Origin of the sequence: Frigoribacterium sp. R86507 (genome assembly GCF_044597695.1) — a bacterium.
Taxonomy (GTDB): domain Bacteria; phylum Actinomycetota; class Actinomycetes; order Actinomycetales; family Microbacteriaceae; genus Frigoribacterium.
Genome location: NZ_CP139002.1, coordinates 709,478 through 730,726, shown reverse-complemented (window position 1 = coordinate 730,726; position 21,249 = coordinate 709,478). Strand labels below are relative to the sequence as shown.

Annotated in this window: 13 protein-coding genes; 1 reads left to right on the top strand and 12 read right to left on the bottom strand. The window is 69.7% G+C overall.

All coding sequences use genetic code 11. The features are described 5' to 3' along the window. Positions 1-50: 50 nt before the first annotated feature. The 5 genes from SJY14_RS03590 to rpoB all read right to left on the bottom strand — a co-directional run bounded on the left by SJY14_RS03590 (position 51) and on the right by rpoB (position 12,690). On the bottom strand, positions 51-1,283 hold the full coding sequence (locus SJY14_RS03590) for a type II secretion system F family protein (RefSeq protein ID WP_071256209.1): 1,233 nt from the start codon (positions 1,281-1,283) through the stop codon (positions 51-53). Next, entirely contained in the window at positions 1,283-3,292 is a 2,010-nt protein-coding gene (locus SJY14_RS03585) for a type IV pilus twitching motility protein PilT (RefSeq protein WP_304457119.1), read from the bottom strand. The genes SJY14_RS03590 and SJY14_RS03585 overlap by 1 nt, the downstream gene beginning before the upstream one ends. Before the next feature lie 46 nt (positions 3,293-3,338). Next, on the bottom strand, positions 3,339-5,000 hold the full coding sequence (locus tag SJY14_RS03580) for a GspE/PulE family protein (RefSeq protein WP_055975071.1): 1,662 nt from the start codon (positions 4,998-5,000) through the stop codon (positions 3,339-3,341). Positions 5,001-5,267: 267 nt separating this feature from the next. Beyond that, entirely contained in the window at positions 5,268-9,149 is a 3,882-nt protein-coding gene (locus tag SJY14_RS03575; RefSeq protein ID WP_055975076.1) for a DNA-directed RNA polymerase subunit beta', read from the bottom strand. Between the two features lie 49 nt (positions 9,150-9,198). Further along, entirely contained in the window at positions 9,199-12,690 is a 3,492-nt protein-coding gene (rpoB, locus tag SJY14_RS03570; protein ID WP_054145403.1) for a DNA-directed RNA polymerase subunit beta, read from the bottom strand. 320 nt (positions 12,691-13,010) lie between these two features. Between rpoB and SJY14_RS03565 the strand changes: the two genes are divergently transcribed. After that, positions 13,011-13,868: a spermidine synthase gene (locus SJY14_RS03565; protein WP_071256208.1), complete on the top strand. Its 858-nt coding sequence runs from the start codon at positions 13,011-13,013 to the stop codon at positions 13,866-13,868. Here SJY14_RS03565 and SJY14_RS03560 read toward each other — a convergent pair. The 7 genes from SJY14_RS03560 to SJY14_RS03530 all read right to left on the bottom strand — a co-directional run bounded on the left by SJY14_RS03560 (position 13,807) and on the right by SJY14_RS03530 (position 21,249). Continuing rightward, positions 13,807-15,285 (bottom strand): hypothetical protein, encoded by a 1,479-nt coding sequence (locus SJY14_RS03560; RefSeq protein WP_071256206.1) that lies wholly within the window; start codon positions 15,283-15,285, stop codon positions 13,807-13,809. The two genes, SJY14_RS03565 and SJY14_RS03560, sit on opposite strands and share 62 nt — an antisense overlap. Then, complete coding sequence (locus SJY14_RS03555) at positions 15,282-16,007, bottom strand: ABC transporter ATP-binding protein (RefSeq protein ID WP_177174805.1); 726 nt, start codon at positions 16,005-16,007, stop codon at positions 15,282-15,284. Before SJY14_RS03555 ends, SJY14_RS03560 begins: the two co-directional genes overlap by 4 nt. Further along, positions 16,004-16,129: a hypothetical protein gene (locus SJY14_RS03550; protein ID WP_396599819.1), complete on the bottom strand. Its 126-nt coding sequence runs from the start codon at positions 16,127-16,129 to the stop codon at positions 16,004-16,006. Before SJY14_RS03550 ends, SJY14_RS03555 begins: the two co-directional genes overlap by 4 nt. Before the next feature lie 219 nt (positions 16,130-16,348). Beyond that, positions 16,349-16,597, bottom strand: a complete 249-nt coding sequence (csrA, locus tag SJY14_RS03545) for a carbon storage regulator CsrA (RefSeq protein ID WP_043596512.1) — start codon at positions 16,595-16,597, stop codon at positions 16,349-16,351. A 128-nt stretch (positions 16,598-16,725) separates the two neighbouring features. Next, entirely contained in the window at positions 16,726-17,922 is a 1,197-nt protein-coding gene (locus tag SJY14_RS03540; RefSeq protein WP_396599818.1) for a hypothetical protein, read from the bottom strand. A 1-nt stretch (position 17,923) separates the two neighbouring features. Beyond that, positions 17,924-19,975, bottom strand: coding sequence for a flagellar biosynthesis protein FlhA (locus SJY14_RS03535; RefSeq protein ID WP_071256203.1), 2,052 nt, complete (start codon positions 19,973-19,975; stop codon positions 17,924-17,926). Next, positions 19,972-21,249 (bottom strand): flagellar biosynthesis protein FlhB, encoded by a 1,278-nt coding sequence (locus tag SJY14_RS03530; RefSeq protein ID WP_396599817.1) that lies wholly within the window; start codon positions 21,247-21,249, stop codon positions 19,972-19,974. Before SJY14_RS03530 ends, SJY14_RS03535 begins: the two co-directional genes overlap by 4 nt.

Below are 21,249 nucleotides of genomic sequence, written 5' to 3'. Positions count from 1 at the left end.
GAGCCGGCCTCGTGAGCCGGGCCGCGCCTCCTGCGGGGGTGCCTGATGCGCTACTTGATCAGCGACGTGATCTGGAAGATGGGCAGGTAGAGCGCCACGATCATGCCGCCGACGACGACGCCGAGGAAGGCGATCAGCAGGGGCTCGATCAGGGCCGTGAGCGACTCGGTCGTCGACTTCACCTCTTGGTCGTAGAAGTCCGCGACCTTCTCGAGCATCGTCTGCAGCGAACCGCTGTCCTCACCGACCGAGATCATCTGCGTGACCATCGAGGGGAAGACCCCCGACTCGGTCAGCGGTCCGGCGATGGACTCGCCCTGCCGCACCGACTCGGCCACCTTGACCAGCGCCTCCTCGAGGACGTAGTTGCCCGACACCTCACCCACGATGCGCAGCGCCGTGAGGATCGGCACGCCGGCCCCGATCATGTTCGAGAAGTTGCGGCTGAACCGTGCGATCGCGATCTTGCGGAACAGCGCACCGAAGACGGGCAGCCTCAGCTTGAGCGGGTCGAGGAACGCCCGCACCCTGACCGAGTTCTTGTTCGTCCGCCACCAGATCGAGAACGCGATGCCCACGACGATGCCGGCCGGCACCACGTACGGCATCGCCCGCGAGGCGTAGACGAGCATCATCGTCGGCAACGGCAGCTGCCCGCCGAGGTTCGTGAACATGTCCTGGAAGATCGGGACGATGAACAGCAGCATCACGACGACCGCGACGAGCGACATGACGAGCACGACGACGGGGTAGGTCATGGCCGACTTGATCGTCGACCGCAGCGCCACCTCTTTCTCGAAGTTCTCGGCCGTCGACTCGAGCGCCTTGTCGAGGAACCCACCGGTCTCGCCCGCCTTGATCATGTTGATCATCAGCGGGGGGAAGTCCTTGTCGTGCTTGCCGACCGCGTCCGAGAACGAGACGCCGGTCTCGACGTCGTCACGCACCTCGGCCATGATCTTGGCCAGCCGCTTGTTCTCGACCTGGTCGGCGAGGATCGTCAGGGTGCGCAAGAGCGACAGCCCCGAGCCGATCATGGTCGCCATCTGGCGCGACATGACCGCGATGTCCTTCATCTTGACCGCGCGGTCGCCGAGCCCGGGGATCGACACCTCGCGCTGCAGGCCCGTGCCGGCGCCCGCCTCGCTGATCGAGATCGGCTGCACGCCCATCGTGCGCAGGCGGGTGATGACCGCGCCCTCGCTCGACGCGTCGACCTTCCCCTTGACGACCTTGCCGGCCCCGTCACGCCCCTTGTAGGCGTAGGCGACTGCCCCGGCCATCAGGCGGCCCCGCCCGAGAACGAGTCGCCGAAGTCGATGCCGCTGTCGAGGCCCTGACTCTCGGACTTGTTGATCACACGCGTCACGAGACGGTCAAACCCTTCACGGTCGTGCACCTTCTCCATGGCGGCCTTGTGCGTCACGACGCCGGTGTTCACCAGGTCGGCGAGCTTCTGGTCCATGGTGTGCATGCCGAGGTCACGGCCCGCCTGCATCGACGAGGCGATCTGGTAGGTCTTGCCCTCGCGGACGAGGTTGCCGATGGCGGGGGTCATCATCATGATCTCGGTCGCCACGACCCGGCCCCGCCCGCTGGCCTTGGGCAGCAGCGTCTGGCAGACGACGCCCTGCAGCGTCGAGGCGAGCTGCGTGCGCACCTGGTCCTGCTGGTACGGCGGGAACACGTCGATGACACGGTCGATCGTCTGCGCCGCGCTCTGCGTGTGCAGGGTCGCGAACACCAGGTGGCCGGTCTCGGCGGCGGTCAGCGCGACCGAGATGGTCTCGAGGTCGCGGAGCTCGCCGATCAGGATGACGTCGGGGTCCTGCCGCAGCACGTGCTTGAGCGCCGCCGCGAAGCTGTGCGTGTCGTGCCCGACCTCGCGCTGGTTCACGAGCGACTTCTTGTGCTGGTGCATGAACTCGATCGGGTCCTCGACCGTCACGATGTGGTCGGCGCGCGTGCGGTTGACGAGGTCGATCAGTGCCGCGAGGGTCGTCGACTTGCCCGAACCCGTGGGGCCCGTGACGAGCACGAGACCGCGCGGCAGCTTGGCGAAGGTCGACACCGACTCGGGCACGCCCAGGTCGCCGAGCTGCTTGATCTCGGTCGGGATGAGCCGGAACGCCGCCCCCAACGAACCGCGCTGCTGGTAGAAGTTCACGCGAAAACGCGCCTCGTCCGAGAGCGAGTAGGCGAAGTCGAGCTCGAGCTCGTCGTCGAACCGCTGCTGCTGCTCGGGCGTGAGCAGGCTCTCCAGCGCCGTGCGGACGATGGCCGCATCCCAGACGGTCCCGCCGGCGAGGGCCGGTCGCAGGGCGCCGTCGACGCGGATCGTCGGCATCGCGTCGGTGGTGACGTGCAGGTCGGACGCGTTCTGCAGCACGACCTGGATCAACGCCGAGACGAGCCCGGCGTGCGCGTGGTCGCGCGGGTGGCGGTGCAGCTCGATGCCGTGGAAGTCGGCCGCGTCCTCGGGGGTGGTGAGGACGGCGGTCGGCGCGTCGGCGGCGACGTGCTGCGGGGCCGGGGCGTCCCAGGGCGCCACCGCGGACGGGGCCGCCGGGACGCCGTCGGCGGCCGGGAAGACGACGCCCTCGGCGGCGAACGGCGAGGCGGACGAGCTCGTCGCCGTCGTGCCGGCCGTCGCCGGGATCGCGACGGTGGGGGCGGTGGCGGCGAGGTCCGTCGCGGAGCCGGCCCGCGCCTCCTGCGTGGGGGTCGCCTGAGCCCGGGAGGCGCGGATCGGCTCCTCGAAGCGGGGGTCGACCCAGCCGGCTCGCGGCGTGGACGGCAGCACGTGGCCGGCGGGCGGCGGGCTGAGCGGTGCCGGGGAGGCTGCCGTGGGCCCTGCGGCCGCGGGCGGCGTGAGCACGGAGGAGGGCGCGGAGACCGACGACGGGGCCGCGGCCGACCGGGGCAGGACCGGCGAGGGGCCGGTGTCGGGGACGAGCAGGGCCTCCTGGTCGGCGAGCGCGGCCTTGTCGACCAGGGCCTCGGCCAGCCGGGCGGCGCGACGGCTCGAGGGGGCGCGCGTCGGCGTCCACCCCATGACCGGGTCCTGTCCACCGTCGAGGCTGTAGACGGGCGCCGGGGCGGCGCCGCCGGCGGACGCGGGGGCGGGCGGGAAGGGCGACGCCGAGGACACGTCGGCCGGAGCCGGCGACGGCGCGGTCGCCGTGGTGGCGGCGGCCGTCCGGATCTCGTCGCCGGGACGCCCGGGGGTCCAGCTTCCGGGAGCGGCGTCGGCTGCCGCGTCGTCGGGGAGGTCGTAGATCGAAGCGCTCATGAGAGGGCCTCCTCGTTCTCGGTCCGGGCTCGGCCGGAGACGGGCGTCACGCGACGACCCGCAGGATCTCTTCGACGCTGGTGAGGCCGAGCTTGGCCTTCGCCCAACCGTCCTGACGCAGGCTCAACATGCCCTGCTCACGGGCGACCCGGCCGATCTCGGCGCTGGACGCGCGGGCGACGGCGAGGCGTTCGATCTCTTCCGAGACGCTCATCACCTCGTGCAGGGCGATGCGACCGCGGTAGCCCGTGTTCGAGCACTGCTGGCAGCCCACCGGCTGGTACACCGTGGGGTTCTCGTCGGGCCCGACGCGGAACTTCAGATGCGCCAGCTGCAGCGGCGAGTAGGCCGTGGGCGTCTTGCACCGGTCGCAGAGCCGACGCGCCAGGCGCTGGGCGACGACGCAGTCGATGGCCGACCCCACGAGGAAGGGCTCGATGCCCATCTCGGTGAGGCGGGTGATCGCGCTCGGGGCGTCGTTCGTGTGCAACGTGCTCAACACGAGGTGGCCGGTGAGCGACGCCTCGATCGCGATCTGCGCCGTCTCGTGGTCGCGGATCTCGCCGAGCAGGACGACGTCGGGGTCGGACCGCAGGATGCTGCGGAGCGCACTCGCGAAGGTCAGGCCCGCCTTGGGGTTGACCTGCACCTGGTTGATGCCCTTCATGCGGTACTCGACCGGGTCCTCGACCGTGATGACGTTGATCTCGGGACGGGCGACGGCGTTGAGCGTCGTGTACAGCGTCGTCGACTTGCCCGAGCCCGTGGGGCCGGTGACGAGGATCATGCCGTAGGGCTTCGAGTACGACTCGGCGTAGACGTCGAAGTTGCGCTCGAGCAGGTTGAGGTCGCGCAGGCTCATCGAGGTGTTCGAGTTGTCGAGGATGCGCATGACGACCTTCTCGCCCCACACGGTCGGCAGCGTCGCCACCCGCAGGTCGATCTGGCGCCCGCCGTGGCGCACCGACATGCGGCCGTCCTGCGGCTTGCGGCGCTCGGCGATGTCGATCTCGCTCATGATCTTGAGACGCGAGATGACGCCGTTCTGGATCGCCTTCGGTGCTGGCTGCATCTCGTGCAGCACACCGTCGATGCGGTAGCGGATGCGCACGTCGGTCTCGGACGGCTCGATGTGGATGTCGGAGGCGTGGTCGGTGATCGCCTGGCTGACGAGCAGGTTGACGAACCGGACGATCGGCACGTCGTCGTCCGGGCCGTCGGTGATGTCGGCGGCCGTCTCGTGCGCCCTCTCCTCTTCGAGGGTCGACGTCAGGTCGTTCAGCTCGTCGTCGGCGCGGAGGTAGCGGTCGATGGCGGCGCGGAGGTCGTTCTTCTCGGCGACGACGGGGTCGACGCCCATGCGCAGGCCCGCGCGGACGTCGTCGATGGCGAAGACGTCGCCCGGGTCCTCCATGGCGAGGATCAACGAACCGTCGCGCACGCCGATCGGCAGGACCTTGTGCCGTCGGCACACGGCCGCGGGCACCATCGTCACGGCCGAGCGGTCGACGGGGTAGTCGATCAGCTCGACGAAGTCGAGGTCGGCGGCGGTGGCCCGGGCCCGCGCCACCTGCATCTCGGTGACGACGCCTCGCGAGAGGAGGTCGCGGATCGACGCCTCTTCCTCGGCCGGGCCGCGCGGGATCACGTCGAGCTGCTCGATCGGCAACAGCCCGTGCAAGATCAGGATCTCGGTCATGGAAGCCACGCGTACCTCCTCGGAAGTACAGGGCCTCGGGGGTAGGACGACGAGGCCGTTCGACGCTCGGGGTCGGGACCGAGCTTGCCTCACGCTACGGCCGGGACGTCGTCGCCGGCACGTCCCAGAGCGGGTGCCCCTCGAAGGGGTGCGGGCCCGCCCGCGTGACGACGAAGGGCCTCGGTCCGCACGAGGTGCGAGCCGGGGCCCTTCGAGGCGAGGCCTTCAGGAGGCGCGGTGCGGGTCAGACCCTCACCGCGCCTCCTTGCGGGGTTCTCAGTTGTAGGTGCCGGGCGTGAAGTCGTCCGAAGAGAACGAGTCGAAGTCCACGAAGCTCAGGTCGGCTTCGTTGAACGATGCATCGTCGGTGAAGACGCGGTTGGGGTACCGCTCCGCCTTCGCCTCTTCCGTCGCCTCGACCGACACGTCGCGGTAACGCGACAGGCCGGTGCCCGCGGGGATGAGCTTTCCGATGATGACGTTCTCTTTCAGACCGACCAGCGGGTCGCTCTTGCCTTCCATGGCCGCCTGCGTCAGGACGCGGGTCGTCTCTTGGAAGGACGCGGCCGACAGCCACGACTCGGTCGCCAGCGAGGCCTTCGTGATGCCCATGACCTCTTGGCGAGCGGACGCGGTCCGCTTGCCCTCGGTCAGTGCCGCACGGTTGATCTCGTTGTACTTCGACCGGTCGACGAGCTCACCGGGCAGCAGGTCGGTGTCGGCGTGGTCGACGACGGTGACCTTGCGGAGCATCTGACGGACGATGACCTCGATGTGCTTGTCGTGGATCGGCACACCCTGCGAGCGGTAGACGTCCTGGACGCCACCCACGAGGTGCTGCTGCACCGCACGGACGCCCTTGACGCGCAGGACCTCTTTCGGGTCCACCGCACCGGCGATGATCTGCTCACCGAGCTCGACGTGCTGACCGTCCTCGACGAGGAGGGTCGAACGCTTGAGCACGGGGTAGATCACTTCTTCGTCGCCGTTGTCGGGCTGCAGGATGACGCGGCGAGCCTTGTCGGTGTCCTCGATCGTGATGCGACCGGCCGAGTCGGCGATCGGGGACGCACCCTTGGGGGTACGCGCCTCGAACAGCTCGGTCACGCGAGGCAGACCCTGCGTGATGTCGTCAGCCGAGGCCGAACCACCGGTGTGGAAGGTACGCATGGTCAGCTGCGTGCCGGGCTCACCGATCGACTGGGCCGCGATGATGCCGACGGCCTCACCGATGTCGACCAGGTTGCCGGTGGCCAGCGAGCGGCCGTAGCACTGGGCGCAGACACCGACGGCGGCCTCACAGGTGAGGACGGAGCGGACCTTGATGGTCTCGACACCGGCCGCGACGAGCTCGTCGATCAGCACGTCTCCGACGTCGGCGCCGGCCTCGGCCAGCACCGTGCCCTTGGCGTCCACCGCGGCTGCCGCGAGCGACCGTGCGAACACGGTGTTCTCGACGGTCGCGTCGCGCACCATGACGCCGTTCGCGTCGGGTGCGGCGATCGGCATCTCGAGGCCGCGCGAGGTGCCACAGTCGTCTTCACGGATGATGACGTCCTGCGACACGTCGACGAGACGACGGGTCAGGTACCCCGAGTCGGCCGTACGGAGGGCCGTGTCGGCCAGACCCTTGCGGGCACCGTGCGTCGCGATGAAGTACTCGGCCACCGACAGACCCTCGCGGTACGAGGAGATGATCGGGCGGGGGATGATGTCACCCTTCGGGTTGTTCACCAGGCCTCGCATGCCGGCGATGTTGCGCACCTGGAGCCAGTTACCACGTGCCCCGGACGTCACCATGCGGTTGATGGTGTTGTCGATCGGGAAGTTCGCCCGCATCTCGGCGGCGACCTCGTTCGTGGCCTCCGTCCAGATCTTGATCAGGTCGGCACGACGCTCGGCGTCGGAGATGAGGCCCTTGTCGAACTCGGACTGCACCGCCGCGGCCTGCTTCTCGTAGCCCGCGACGATCTCGGGCTTGCGCGGAGGCGTGAGCACGTCGGACAGCGCGACGGTGACACCCGAACGCGAGGCCCAGTAGAAGCCCGCGTCCTTGATGTTGTCGAGGGCTGCCGCGACGGCGACCTTCGGGTAGCGCTCGGCGAGGTCGTTGACGATCGTCGAGAGCATGCCCTTGTCGGTCACCTGCTGGACGAACGGGTAGTCCGCCGGCAGGTTCTCGTTGAAGAGCGCACGACCGAGGGTCGTCTCGAGCAGGATGTCCTGCCCGACCTCGTAGCCCTCTGGAGCTTCGCCCTCGGCGAAGTGCACGCCGTTCATGCGGATCTTGACCATCGCGTTGAGGTCGAGCGAGCCCTGGTCCTTGGCGAGGATCGCCTCGGCGACCGACGAGAAGGCACGGCCTTCACCCTCGGCACCTTCGGTGACCGTCGTCAGGTAGTGCAGACCGATGATCATGTCCTGTGCGGGCAGGGTCACCGGGCGGCCGTCGGACGGCTTCAGGATGTTGTTCGAGGCGAGCATCAGGATGCGCGCCTCGGCCTGGGCCTCGACGGACAGCGGCAGGTGCACGGCCATCTGGTCACCGTCGAAGTCGGCGTTGAACGCCGCGCAGACGAGCGGGTGCAGCTGGATGGCCTTGCCCTCGACCAGCTGGGGCTCGAACGCCTGGATGCCGAGACGGTGCAGCGTGGGCGCACGGTTCAGCAGCACGGGGCGCTCACGGATGATCTCTTCGAGGACGTCCCAGACCTGCGGACGCGAACGCTCGACCATGCGCTTGGCCGACTTGATGTTCTGAGCGTGGCTCAGGTCGATCAGGCGCTTGATGACGAACGGCTTGAACAGCTCGAGGGCCATCTGCTTGGGCAGACCGCACTGGTGCAGCTTGAGCGTCGGGCCGACGATGATGACCGAACGACCCGAGTAGTCGACGCGCTTGCCGAGCAGGTTCTGGCGGAAGCGACCCTGCTTTCCCTTGAGCATGTCGCTCAGGGACTTCAGGGCGCGGTTGCCGGTACCGGTGACGGGACGACCGCGACGACCGTTGTCGAACAGGGCGTCGACGGCCTCTTGCAGCATGCGCTTCTCGTTGTTCACGATGATCTCGGGGGCACCGAGGTCGAGCAGGCGGCGGAGGCGGTTGTTGCGGTTGATGACGCGACGGTAGAGGTCGTTCAGGTCGCTGGTCGCGAAGCGGCCACCGTCGAGCTGCACCATCGGGCGCAGCTCGGGCGGGATGACCGGGACGACGTCGAGGACCATGGCGGCCGGCGAGTTGCCGGTGGCCAGGAACGAGCTGACGACGCGCAGGCGCTTGATGGCGCGGATCTTCTTCTGACCCTTGCCCTCGGAGATCTGCAGGTGGAGGTTCTCGGCCTCGGTGGTGAGGTCGAAGGCCTCGAGGCGCTTCTTGATCGCCTCGGCGCCCATGTGGGCCTCGAAGTAGATGCCGAAGCGGTCCTGCAGCTCGTGGAAGACGGCGTCCTCGGGCTTGAGGTCGCCGACCTTGAGGTTGCGGAAGTCCTCCCACACGCGCTCGAGGCGGTTGATGTCCTCGTCGAACGACTTGCGCGTCTGCGACATCTCTTTCTCGGCGCCGTCCTTCGCACGACGCTTCTGGTCGCTCTTCGCGCCTTCTTCCTCGAGGACGGCCAGGTCGTCCTCGAGCTTCTTCAGGCGGTCGGCGATGCGCGTGTCGCGCTGCGACTCGAGCTGCTTGATCTCGAGGCGGAGCTCGTTCTCGAGTCCGGGCATGTCGGCGTGACGGCCCTCTTCGTCGATCGAGATGACCATGTAGGCCGCGAAGTAGATGACCTTCTCGAGGTCCTTCGGGGCCATGTCGAGCAGGTAGCCCAAGCGCGAGGGGACGCCCTTGAAGTACCAGATGTGCGTGACGGGGGCGGCGAGCTCGATGTGGCCCATGCGCTCACGACGCACGGACGACTTCGTGACCTCGACGCCGCAGCGCTCGCACACGATGCCCTTGAAGCGGACGCGCTTGTACTTGCCGCACGCGCACTCCCAGTCACGCGAGGGCCCGAAGATCTGTTCTCCGAAGAGACCGTCCTTCTCGGGCTTCAGCGTGCGGTAGTTGATGGTCTCCGGCTTTTTGACCTCACCGTGCGACCAGGCGCGGATGTTCTCGGCAGTGGCGAGGCCGATCCGCAGCTCATCGAAAGTTGTTGCTTCGATCAAAATTTAATCCCTTGTCAGATGTATCGACGTGTCGTTGTGGGAAGGGGGCTTAGATCTCGTCGACGTTCGACGATTCGAAGCGGGAGGAGATGTTGATGCCGAGCTCTTCGGCGGCACGGAAGACCTCGTCGTCCGTGTCGCGCAGGCTGACCGTCTGGCCGTCGGCCGAGAGGACCTCGACGTTCAGGCACAGCGACTGCATCTCTTTGATGAGGACCTTGAAGCTCTCGGGGATGCCGGGCTCCTGGATGTTCTCGCCCTTGACGATGGCTTCGTACACCTTCACGCGGCCGAGGATGTCGTCCGACTTGATGGTCAGGAGCTCTTGCAGCGCGTACGCGGCGCCGTAGGCCTCGAGGGCCCAGACCTCCATCTCACCGAAGCGCTGGCCACCGAACTGTGCCTTACCACCCAGCGGCTGCTGCGTGATCATCGAGTACGGACCCGTCGAACGCGCGTGGATCTTGTCGTCGACGAGGTGGTGGAGCTTCAGGATGTACATGTAGCCGACCGAGATCGGGTTCGGGAACGGCTCACCCGAGCGACCGTCGAACAGACGCGCCTTGCCGGACGAACCGATCAGACGCTCACCGTCGCGGGTCGGCAGGGTCGAGTCGAGCAGACCCTCGATCTCGCGCTCGGCGGCACCGTCGAACACCGGGGTGGCGACCTTCGTGCCGGGAGCGGCGCTGAGCGCCTCTTCGGGCAGGTTCTTCGCCCACTCCTGGACGCCTTCGACGTTCCAGCCCTGCGCCGCGATCCACCCGAGGTGGATCTCGAGCACCTGGCCGAAGTTCATGCGACCGGGAACACCCAGCGGGTTGAGGATGATGTCGACCGGCGTGCCGTCCGCGAGGAAGGGCATGTCCTCGACGGGAAGGATCGTCGAGATGACGCCCTTGTTGCCGTGACGACCGGCGAGCTTGTCACCCGCGGTGATCTTGCGCTTCTGGGCGATGAACACGACCACGCGCTGGTTGACGCCCGAGCCGAGCTCGTCGTCGCCGTCCTGCGAGTCGAACACCTTGACGCCGATGACCGTGCCCTGCTCGCCGTGGGGCACCTTCAGGGACGTGTCGCGGACCTCACGGCTCTTCTCGTTGAAGATCGCACGCAGCAGACGCTCTTCGGCGCTGAGCTCGGTCTCGCCCTTGGGCGTGACCTTGCCGACGAGGATGTCGCCGGGGCGCACCTCGGCACCGATGCGGATGATGCCGCGCTCGTCGAGGTCGGCCAGCAGGTCGGGGCTGACGTTGGGGAGATCACGGGTGATCTCTTCCTTGCCGAGCTTCGTGTCGCGGGCGTCGACTTCGTACTCTTCGATGTGGATCGACGAGAGAGTGTCGTCCTTGATGAGGTTCTGCGACAGGATCATCGCGTCCTCGTAGTTGTAGCCCTCCCACGGCATGAACGCGACGAGCAGGTTCTTGCCGAGTGCGAGCTCGCCGTTCTCGGTCGCGGGACCGTCGGCGATGACCTCGCCGACCTCGACGCGCTGGCCGGCGTCGACGATCACACGGTGGTTGTAGCTGGCGCCCTGGTTCGAGCGGTCGAACTTGCGCAGGAAGTAGTCCTGCGTGCCGCCGTCGTCGAGCTGGACGGTGACGACGTCGGCCGACACCTCGGAGACCACGCCCGCGGCGTCGGCGGTGACGACGTCACCGGCGTCGATCGCGGTGTAGCCCTCCATGCCGGTGCCGACGAGGGGGCTCTCGCTGCGGACGAGCGGGACGGCCTGACGCTGCATGTTGGCACCCATGAGGGCGCGGTTCGCGTCGTCGTGCTCGAGGAACGGGATCAGCGACGTGGCCACCGACACCATCTGGCGCGGCGAGACGTCCATGTAGTCGACCTCGGCCTTGTCGACGAGCTCGACCTCGCCGCCCTTCTTGCGGACGAGCACCTTGTCGTCGACGAAGTCGAACTTGTCGTCGAGGGGGGCGTTCGCCTGGGCGACGACGTAGTCGTCTTCTTCCGAAGCGGTGAGGTAGTCGATCGTCGTGGTGACGTTGCCCTTCTCCACGCGACGGTAGGGCGTCTCGATGAAGCCGAACGAGTTGATGCGCGCGAAGGACGCGAGCGAACCGATCAGACCGATGTTCGGGCCTTCAGGGGTCTCGATCGGGCACATGCGGCCGTAGTGCGAGGGGTGGACGTCGCGGACCTCGACGCCGGCGCGCTCACGCGACAGACCGCCGGGGCCGAGCGCGCTCAGGCGACGCTTGTGCGTCAGACCCGAGAGCGGGTTGTTCTGGTCCATGAACTGCGACAGCTGCGAGGTGCCGAAGAACTCCTTGATCGCGGCGACGACGGGGCGCACGTTGATCAGGGTCTGCGGCGTGATCGCCTCGATGTCTTGGGTGGTCATGCGCTCGCGGACGACGCGCTCCATGCGCGACAGACCGGTGCGGACCTGGTTCTGGATCAGTTCGCCCACCGCGCGGATGCGGCGGTTGCCGAAGTGGTCGATGTCGTCGACGTCGAGGCGCAGCTGGACGGGCTCGCCGTCGCGCGTGCCGTTCATCGTCTTCTCTTCGGCGTGCAGCGACACGAGGTACTTGATCGTCGCGACGATGTCGTCGACGGTCAGGACCGAGTCGCCCAGGGGCGCGTCGATGCCGAGCTTGCGGTTGATCTTGTAGCGACCCACCTTGGCCAGGTCGTAGCGCTTGTGGTTGAAGTAGAAGTTGTCGAGGAGCGCACGCGCGGCCTCTGCGGCGACCTGCTCGCCCGGACGGAGCTTGCGGTAGATGTCCTTGAGCGCCTCTTCCTTGGTGAGGATGGCGTCCTTCTCGAGGGTGGCCTCGATCGAGGCGAAGCCCTTGAACTCCTCCATGATCTCTTCGCTCGTCAGGCCGAGGGCCTTGAGGAAGACGGTCACGCTCTGCTTGCGCTTGCGGTCGATGCGGACGCCGACCTGGTCGCGCTTGTCGATCTCGAACTCGAGCCAGGCACCGCGGCTCGGGATGACGCGAGCCGAGTAGATGTCCTTGTCGCTGGTCTTGTCGGAGGCGCGCTCGAAGTAGACGCCCGGGCTGCGGACGAGCTGCGAGACGACGACACGCTCGGTGCCGTTGATGATGAACGTGCCGCGCTCGGTCATGAGCGGGAAGTCACCCATGAAGACCGTCTGGGTCTTGATCTCACCGGTGAGGTGGTTCATGAACTCGGCGTTCACGTAGAGCGGCGCGGCGTAGGTCTTGCCACGCTCTTTGCACTCGTCGATCGTGTACTTGGGCTCTTCGAGTTCGGGAGCCGTGAACGAGAGCTGCATGGTCTCGCCGAGGTCTTCGATCGGCGAGATCTCTTCGAAGATCTCTTCCAGGCCCGAGTGGAGGGCGAGGTCGGTGCGACCCTGCTCGGTCGCCTCGGCGAGGCGGTCCTTCCAGATGTCGTTGCCGACGAGCCAGTCGAAGCTCTCGGTCTGGAGCGCCAGCAGGTCGGGGACCGTCAGCGTGTCGGTGATCTTGGCGAACGAGAGCCGCGATGCGTTGCGACCGTTCTTGGGCGAGTTGGTGGATGCGTTGTTCGCAGCAGCCAAGGAAGTAACCTCCGTGGACCCCGTCGGGTCATCACTGTCGGACAGTATGTGGTGAGTGAGTGAACGGCCCTACCCGGCGGACACCATCCACCCCGCCGTCATATTCGGGGGTGGGTGTCTCGAGACGTTGTCGACCGCAATATGACGACAGGACGCACGGGGAGCGCAAAGGTCCATACTAGGTCGCCCCGGACACGCCTGGCAAGCCCTGTCGTTGACCTTTCGCTCGAGCTTCGGTATAACCCGGGCGCATGCACAGGCATTCCACGGGATCGGGGGCCGCGCGCGCCTCCTCGTCCCCGGGATGGGAGGCTGGAGGCATGGCCGCACAGCACGACGATCCACCCGTCGAGATCTCGATCGGGGCGGGCCTCGCCCGCGTGGACGAGGACCGGCACCGCCCTGGTTCGTACACGCTCGTCGTCGACGGCACGCCCCAGTCGCACGTCGACCTCGACGACCCGACGCACCTGGCCTTCGAGTACGTCCGACGGATCGGGCACGCGGTCGACCTGCTGCCCGAGGGGCCGGTGACGGCGCTGCACCTCGGCGCCGGCGCCCTGACCCTGCCGCGGTACGTCGAGGCGACCCGGCCGGGCTCGCGCCAGCAGGTGATCGAGCTCGAGGCCGACCTCGTGGCCCTGGTGCGCGAGACGCTGCCGCTGCCACGCGGGGCCTCCATTCGGGTGCGCTACGGCGACGCCCGCGAGGTCATGGTGAAGCTGCCCGCCGGGCTGCGCGGCACGGTCGACCTGCTGATCGTGGACGTGTTCGGCGGCTCGCAGATCCCCGCGCACGTGACCTCGCTCGAGTTCTACACGGCGGCGGCCGAGTTCCTGTCGCCGACCGGCATGCTGATCGTCAACTCGGCCGACGGCGCGGGCCTGGCCTTCGCCCGGGGCCAGGCGTCGACGCTCGCGACCGTGTTCGAGCACGTGGTCGCGGTCGCCGACCCGGCCACGCTCAAGGGGCGCCGCTTCGGCAACGTCGTGCTGATCGCCTCGCCGTCGCCGCTGCCGACCGACCGCATGCCGCGGCTCTACTCGTCGGACCCGCTGCCGGCCAAGGTGGTCCACGGCCGCGAGCTGCGCGACTTCGTCGCCGGGGCGCCCGTCGTCACCGACGCCACGGCCGTGCCGTCGCCCGAGCCGTCGCGGAGCGTGTTCGGGGCGCGGTGATCACGCTCCGGTCGAACCACTGGGCCGCCCCCGTGGCGCCCACGACGGCGACCGTGGCGAGGACCGTCGCGACGACGACGGGGACGACGTTCGGCAGGGTGGGCGTCACCGGCACCCTGGTGACCACGGCGAGCGCGAGCGAGAGGCCCGTCGACGTCGCCACGACGAGACCGACGGGCAGCGTGGCCGTGAGCACGACGACCAACCCCTCGGCCAGGGCGATCCGTCGCGCGACGGACGGTCGTGCCCCGTGGGCGGACAAGTGGAGTCGGTCGGGGTCGCGGCGAGGGCCGCGGAGCAGGGTGGAGGCGGCCGCGCCCGCGAGCGCCACTGCCGACGCCGGCCCGAGGGCCAGAGCCGTCTGACCCCATTGGGACGCCGAGGCCCCGGCGGGTGCGGCTCCGAGCATCACACCCAGGTCGAGCGCTGACCCGGTCGCCATCACGAGACCGACGAAGAGGCCGACGGTCACCGTCGTGGACACGCCGGCTACGGTCCCGGCAACCGCCCGGGCCCTCGTGATCCGCCAGACGACTCCTCTGCCGTCGGGAACCAGTCGTGTCCAGCGCCGAACGAACCACGGCGTGAAGCACGGGTACAGGAGGACGAGGGAGACGACCGACACGACGCCGACCGTCGAGTCCAGCGCGAGCAACCGGAGTGACGGCGTGAAGAACGCGAGCTCGGAGAACGCGGCGACGTCGGCCTGGTCGAAGAACCCCGCGCCGGACGTGACGGCCGCCGTCAATCCGTCCCAGACGAGGACGAGGGCCACGACGGGCAGGACGAACACGAGCCACAGGGCGGCGACGACGACGATCCGACCTGCGGACGGGGCGGCGGCCGCCGTGCTGTCCGCCCCGTCGCCGCGGAGGACCCGAGCCGGGAGGCGCACCGAAGCCCTCGAGGCTGCCGAGCGCGCCGACAGCAGGGACAGCGCCACGACGGACGCAGCGCTGCACGTCCACGACAGGCTGCCGCCGACCAGCAGCACGGGCGAGGGGACGACGACGTCGAGGGAGGGACGGACCAGCGCCAGGACGAGGACGTGGGCGAGTGGCGCGGCGAGCACCGCCCCGAGGACGGCACAGCCACCTGCCCGGGCGAGTGCGAGACGAACGACGCGCCTCGGACCCAGCCCTGCGGTCGACAGGAGGGCGCTCTGTACCTCGTCGCCGCGCACGGCGAGTGCGTGCACGCGGATCAGGGCGACGACCGTCGCCATCGCCGTGGCGACGACGACAGGGCTCACGTCGGCGTCCACCGGATCGGGCTCGATCCGCCTCGTGATCTCGGAGGTCACCGTTAGTCCCAGCACGAACGTCAGGGCCGAGGTCGAGACGAAGGCGACGATCGTGGCGGCGAGGGCCGCCCGGGGGTCTGCGCGGATCGACCTCCAGGCCAGCCAGACCGTCATGCCGTGCCAGTCGAACGGAAGAGGGTCTCGAGCCCCTCCGGAGTCGGACCGGTCACGTCATGGCGCACCCGGCCCCGGTCGACGAAGACGACGCGACCGGCAGCGGACGCCACCCTCGGATCGTGTGTCACGACGAGGACCGCCGCGCCGGCACTGGAGCGGATGCGGATCATCTCGACCACGGCGTCGACCGACCTCGGGTCGAGCCCGTCGGTCGGTTCGTCGAGCAATGTGATGTGAGGCGGCTGGACGGCGACCCTGGCCAGTGCGACCCGGCGCCTCTCGCCACCCGACAGACCCTCGGGCAGTTCGTCGGACCTGTCGGCGAGTCCGACGCGACGAAGGGCGTCGTCGATCACGTCGGCCGGGGGCCTCTCGCCGCGGATGCGATGGAGGAGTTCGACGTTCTCCCGGACCGTCAGAGCGGGCAGGAGGTCGTCCCCCTGCAGGAGGAGGGCGACGTGATGAGCCCGCACCCACGCACGGCCTGCGGCGTCGAGCGCCTGGATGTCGCCACCGAGGACGTCGACGCGACCCGTCGAACAGTCCTGCAGCCCGGCCACGCACCCGAGGATCGACGACTTGCCGGACCCGGAGGGCCCCATGAGCGCCACGGTCTCACCCCTCGCCACGGTGAACGAGATCTGCTCGAGGACGGGGCGCCGCGCCCCCTTCGCGTCCACCACGTCGAGGCCGACCCCCCACAGCGACACGGCCGTCATCTGGTGCCTCCGCGGAGGAACAGGTAGTCGGGCAGGGCATCGAGGATCGTCGACCTCGCCGACTCGCCGACGACGCGGTCGGAGGCAGCTGGCGAGAGGCATTGGACGCGACTGTCGTGCATGCGACGAAGGTAGCAACATTCTTATCCACAATGTCAGATCGGCCCGAGATCGGCATCCTCTCGGGCACCCCGCCACGATGTGGACACGACGCCATGCGAAAAGGTGGCGGTGTGTCCATTTCGTGGCGGCGTGAGGGTGCGGCGGCGTGACGGCATGAGCGCGCGACGGCACGAACGCACAGCGACCCGGTCCGGGAACCGTGGGGCCGGGCGGCGGGGCTACTGGTCGGCGCGGGGGGCGGGGGCGCCGAGGGCGGCGCGGAGGCGGGCCTCGGCGTCGTCGGGGGCCTTCGCCGCCTCGACGTTGGCCTCGGTCACGGCCTTGATGACCTCTTCGCGCTGGATCTTGACCCCGCGCGGTGCGTCGATGCCGATGCGCACGCCGTCGCCACGGGAGTCGAGCACCGTGATGACGATGTCGTCGCCGATCACGATGCGTTCTCCGACCTTGCGTGTCAGCACCAGCATCGGGCCAGCTTACTGAGCGCGGGGCGCTCCGGTCGCGACGACAGGCAGGAGGCGCGGGTCGGCGGGCCCGGGACGGCGCCGGCCACGAGGCACGACCGCGGGAGGACGCCCACCGCAGGAGGCGCGGCTCAGCGGCCCGCGCCTCCCTCGCGCCAGCCCACCGGCACGCCGAGCAGGTGAACCGTGCCCGGGGTCGCCGTGTCGTCCTCGCCGACCACCGCGGCCGCGACCACGGGCGCGACCGCCCGGACGGCCTCGACCCAGCGGGCCGTGTCGTCGTGCTTGCGGCCGACGTCGACCGCGACCCAGACCTGGTCGGCGGCGATCGCCTCGAGGGTGGCGGGAGCGGCGGCGTCCCAGGCGAGGGCCGTCACGACGGCCGAGTTCTCGTGCACGCCGGTGGCGCGGGCCAGGATGCCGCTGCGTCGATCCGACACGTCGACCGAGCGCAGCCCGAAGGTCGACGCCATCTGGGCGGCCACGCGGAAGGCGTCGCCGGGGCGGCCGACGACCACGACGAGGTCGCCTGCCCCGCGCGACACGTCGGGGGCGGTCGGCACACCCGGGGAGGCCACGGCTCGGGCCTGCGCGGCGAGGGCGTCGGCGGCGGCCGCGAGCGAGGCGGCCGTGCGGCGGGGAGCGGCCCCGTGCGGCGCGTCGGGGTCGGCGGCGTCACCGTCGGCGAAGGCGGTGGGACCCGCACCCACGGCACCAGCGCCGGCACCCCCGCCGGCGCCGGCGGCGGGCGCGATGCCGTTGAAGGTGAGGTCGTCCATGATCGAGGCGAACGCGTCGGTGCGCGTCGAGACGTCGGCCGGGGCCGCGACCGGCACCGCGCCTCCTGCGCTCGACGGCGAAGCCGACGCCCCACCCGCACCCGCCGCGGCGGCAGCGGCGCGGGCGGCCCGACGCGGGCTCACGGGCACGGCCGAGCCGGTCAGCACGTCGTCGAACCCGTCCCGGACGGGCGTGCTCGACGCGACGGCGCCACCGGGGGCCATCGAGGCCGACCACGCGGCCCGGGGCGCCGGAGCCCCCGACTGCAACGCGTCCTCGGCCTCGTCCGCCGACGCCAGCAGCGCCGCGATGCCCGCGCGTTCGGCGGGCACCGGCGTCGTGATGCGCACCCGGGCGACGGGCAGGTCGACGGCGGGGTCGGGCACCTCGACCGTGACCTCGTAGTGCTTGCGGGCGAAGAAGCCGGCGACTCCCCCGACGGTGACCTTCTGGGCCGCGACGATGCGGGCCGAGGCGCCGTGGGTCGCCCGCACCTCGCGGCGCAGCCCGTCGAGCGTCTCGCCGGTCATGACGATCGTGGTCGCCATCTCAGGCCACGATCGAGTCGGTCGCGCGGACGACGCCGACGGTCTCGATGGTCGAACCGGCGGCGGTGGCCTCCTGGTACGACAGCACGGGCAGGCCGTTCTGCTGCGCCGACACGAGCCGGTGGATGGCCGGCCGCAACGCCGGAGCGCAGACCAGCACCGCACTGAGACCCTGGGCCTCGACCGACTGCACGGCCTCGCGCAGCGACCCGAGCACCTGCTCGACCCGGTGCCCGTCGAGCAGGATCTGCGTGCCCTGGTCGCTCGGCCGCAGCCCCTCGAGCATCGACTGCTCGAGGGTGGGGTCGATCATGATGACCCGCAGCACGCGGCCGTCGAGATACTGCGCCGTGAGCGCGGGCCCCAAGGAGGCGCGGGCCGCCTCGACGAGTCCCTCCGGGTCGGTCGACACCTTCGCCCGCAGCGTCAGCCCCTCGCAGATCCGCGCGAGGTCGTTGATCGGGATGCGCTCCGACAGCAGGCCCTGGAGGACGCGCTGCAGTTCGGCGAGCGACAGCATGTTCGGCACGAGGTCGTCGACGGCCGGGGCGTTGACCTGCTTGACGCCCTCGGTCAGCACGCGGACGTCCTCGCGGGTGAGCAGTCGGGCGGCGTTGTCGGCGATGATCGACGACAGGTGCGTCACCAGGACCGAGACGCGGTCGATCACCGTGGCGCCGGTCATCTCGGCGCTGTGGCGCATCTCGGCGGGCACCCATTTGCCGGCGAGGCCGAAGACCGGCTCGACCGTGGCCGTGCCGGGCAGTCCGTCGAGTGAGTCGCCCAGGGCGAGCACCGACCGGGCCGGGGCCTGGCCGCGGCCGGCCTCGACGCCCGCGATGCGGATGGAGTAGGTGGCCGGCGGCAGGTCGACGCTGTCCCGGGTGCGGACGGGCGGCACGACGATGCCGAGGTCGACCGCGATCTTGCGGCGCAGCGCCTTGACCCGGCCGAGCAGGTCGTCCGACGCTCCCCCGACCATGTCGACGAGGTCGGGTGCGAGCAGGATCTCGAGCGCGTGCACCCGCATCTGCTCGAGCAGGTCGTCGGTCGTGTCGGTGGGGGCGACGACTGCCGCCTGCTGCTCTGCGAGGGCCGCGCGCGCCTCCTCGGCCTTGGCGGCCACGCCGAGCCGGTAGGCGACGACCAGCAGCGCCCCGCCGATCAGCAGGAAGGCGACGATCGGCATTCCGGGGATGAAGCCCATGCCGATGGCGGCGGTCCCGGCCACGGCGAGCGCGATGCGCGACTGCCCGAGCTGCGACGCGGCCTGCGCGCCCATCTCGGTGTCGGCGCCGGAGCGGGTGACGATCATGCCGGTCGAGACGGCCATCAGCAGGGCGGGGATCTGCGTGGTCAGACCGTCGCCGATGGTGAGCAGCCCGTAGTGCGACAGGGCGTCGCCGATGGCCATGCCGTTCTGCAGGGCGCCGATCGCGATGCCGCCGACCAGGTTGATGATGATGATGATGATGCCGGCGATCGCGTCGCCCTTGACGAACTTCGACGCACCGTCCATGGCGCCGTAGAAGTCGGCCTCGGCACTGACGTCGGCGCGGCGCTGCTTGGCGACCTCGTCGGTGATGAGACCGGCGTTGAGGTCGGCGTCGATGGCCATCTGCTTGCCGGGCATGGCGTCGAGGGTGAAGCGCGCGCCCACCTCGGCGACGCGCTCGGCACCCTTCGTGACGACCACGAACTGGATCACGACGAGGATCAGGAAGATCACCGAGCCGATGATGATCGAGCCGCTCACGGCGACGTGCCCGAACGCCGCGATGACGTCGCCCGCGTAGCCGTCGCCGAGCACGAGGCGCGTCGAGGCCACGTTCAGCCCGAGGCGGAACAGCGTCGCCACGAGCAGCAGGGACGGGAACACCGAGAAGTCGAGCGGCTTCTTGACGAACAGCGTCGTCAGCAGGATCACCAGCGCCAACAGGATGTTGAGGATGATGAGCACGTCGAGCAGCGGCGCGGGCACCGGCACGACGAGCAGCAGCACGATGCCGACGATGCCGACCGGGACGGCGAGCTTGGGCAGGGTGGACTTCATCGGGTGCCTCCAGAGGTGGCGGGGCGGACGGAGCGGGAGAGCGCAGGAGGCGCGGTGCGGGACGGCGCGGAGGTCGCGCCGGTCGCGGTGCCGGTCGCGCCGGTCGCGGCCTCGCGGGCGATGCGGAGGCGGCGGGGCACGGCGTCGGCCTCGAGCGACTCGGGCGCGAGGACGCCGGCCACCTCGTCGGCCGTGGTGACGCGGGGCGGCGTGTGCGTGCCCTTCAGCGTGCCGCGGGCCTTGAGCGCCATGACGAAGGTGAGCACGCGGGCGACCGGCGTGTAGAGGTCGACGGGGATCTCGTCGCCCAGGCCGCAGGCGGCATGGAGGGCCCGGGTCAGGGGCACGTCGACGACGAGCGGGACGCCGTCGGCCGTGGCCTGTTCGCGGATGCGGGCGGCGACCGTGCCGGCGCCCTTCGCGACGACGCGCGGCGCCGACTTGCCGGGTTCGTACTTCACCGCGACGGCGTAGTCGGTCGGGTTGACCATGACGACGTCGGCGTCGGCGATGGCCCCGATCATGCGGTTGCGGCTCATCGCGAGCTGACGGGAACGCCGCTGCGACTTGACCAGGGGGTCGCCGTCGCTCGACTTGTTCTCGTCCTTGACCTCTTTCTTGGTCATGCGCGTCTTCTTGCGGTTGCGACGCATGACGACGAAGACGTCGGCGAAGGCGAGCAGCAGGCCGGCCGCGATCGCGGCCTTGATGAGGATGCCGGTGCCGACCTTCGCCTCCGCGAGCACGGCCGAGACGCTCAGGCCGCCGCCGCTCATGAGCACGGGCATCAGGCCCTGGATGGCGAACCAGAGCACCAGGCCGACGACGGTCGTCTTGATCAGCGCCTTCGCGCCGTTCCACAACGCCTGCGTGCCGAAGGTGTTCTTCAATCCGTTGAGCAGGTTGAACTGCTCGTAGTTGCCGGTCATGCGCTTGATGTGCACGCCGCCCTGCACGATGGCGGTCGCGAGCACGGCCACGCCGACGACCGCGAGCATCGGCCCGATCGTCGCCCCCATCGAGCCCGCGCCCTGCATCAGCTCGGTGACGACCGTGGACGAGTCGGGGTGCGTGATCGCCTGACGGATCGAGAACATCTGGTCGACGCCCGCCGAGGACGCCCGCTCGATGGTCGAGGGGATCATCACGGCGGCGGCACCGACGCCCACCCAGGCGCTGAGGTCCTGCGACCGGGACAGCTGGCCCTTCGAGTGGACCTCTTTCATCCGCTTGTCGGTCGCGGCCTCGGAGCGCTCGCCGGAGTCGTCCGCCAT

Excerpts from the sequence above, each read along its gene's own strand:
- SJY14_RS03540 (WP_396599818.1), bottom strand. The coding sequence starts at position 17,922 with ATGGCGACCACGATCGTCATGACCGGCGAGACGCTCGACGGGCTGCGC.
- SJY14_RS03530 (WP_396599817.1), bottom strand. The coding sequence starts at position 21,249 with ATGGCGGACGACTCCGGCGAGCGCTCCGAGGCCGCGACCGACAAGCGG.
- SJY14_RS03565 (WP_071256208.1), top strand. The coding sequence starts at position 13,011 with ATGGCCGCACAGCACGACGATCCACCCGTCGAGATCTCGATCGGGGCG.
- SJY14_RS03585 (WP_304457119.1), bottom strand. The coding sequence starts at position 3,292 with ATGAGCGCTTCGATCTACGACCTCCCCGACGACGCGGCAGCCGACGCC.
- SJY14_RS03590 (WP_071256209.1), bottom strand. The coding sequence starts at position 1,283 with ATGGCCGGGGCAGTCGCCTACGCCTACAAGGGGCGTGACGGGGCCGGC.
- SJY14_RS03555 (WP_177174805.1), bottom strand. The coding sequence starts at position 16,007 with ATGACGGCCGTGTCGCTGTGGGGGGTCGGCCTCGACGTGGTGGACGCG.
- csrA (WP_043596512.1), bottom strand. The coding sequence starts at position 16,597 with ATGCTGGTGCTGACACGCAAGGTCGGAGAACGCATCGTGATCGGCGAC.
- SJY14_RS03550 (WP_396599819.1), bottom strand. The coding sequence starts at position 16,129 with ATGCACGACAGTCGCGTCCAATGCCTCTCGCCAGCTGCCTCCGACCGC.
- SJY14_RS03560 (WP_071256206.1), bottom strand. The coding sequence starts at position 15,285 with ATGACGGTCTGGCTGGCCTGGAGGTCGATCCGCGCAGACCCCCGGGCG.
- SJY14_RS03535 (WP_071256203.1), bottom strand. The coding sequence starts at position 19,975 with ATGAAGTCCACCCTGCCCAAGCTCGCCGTCCCGGTCGGCATCGTCGGC.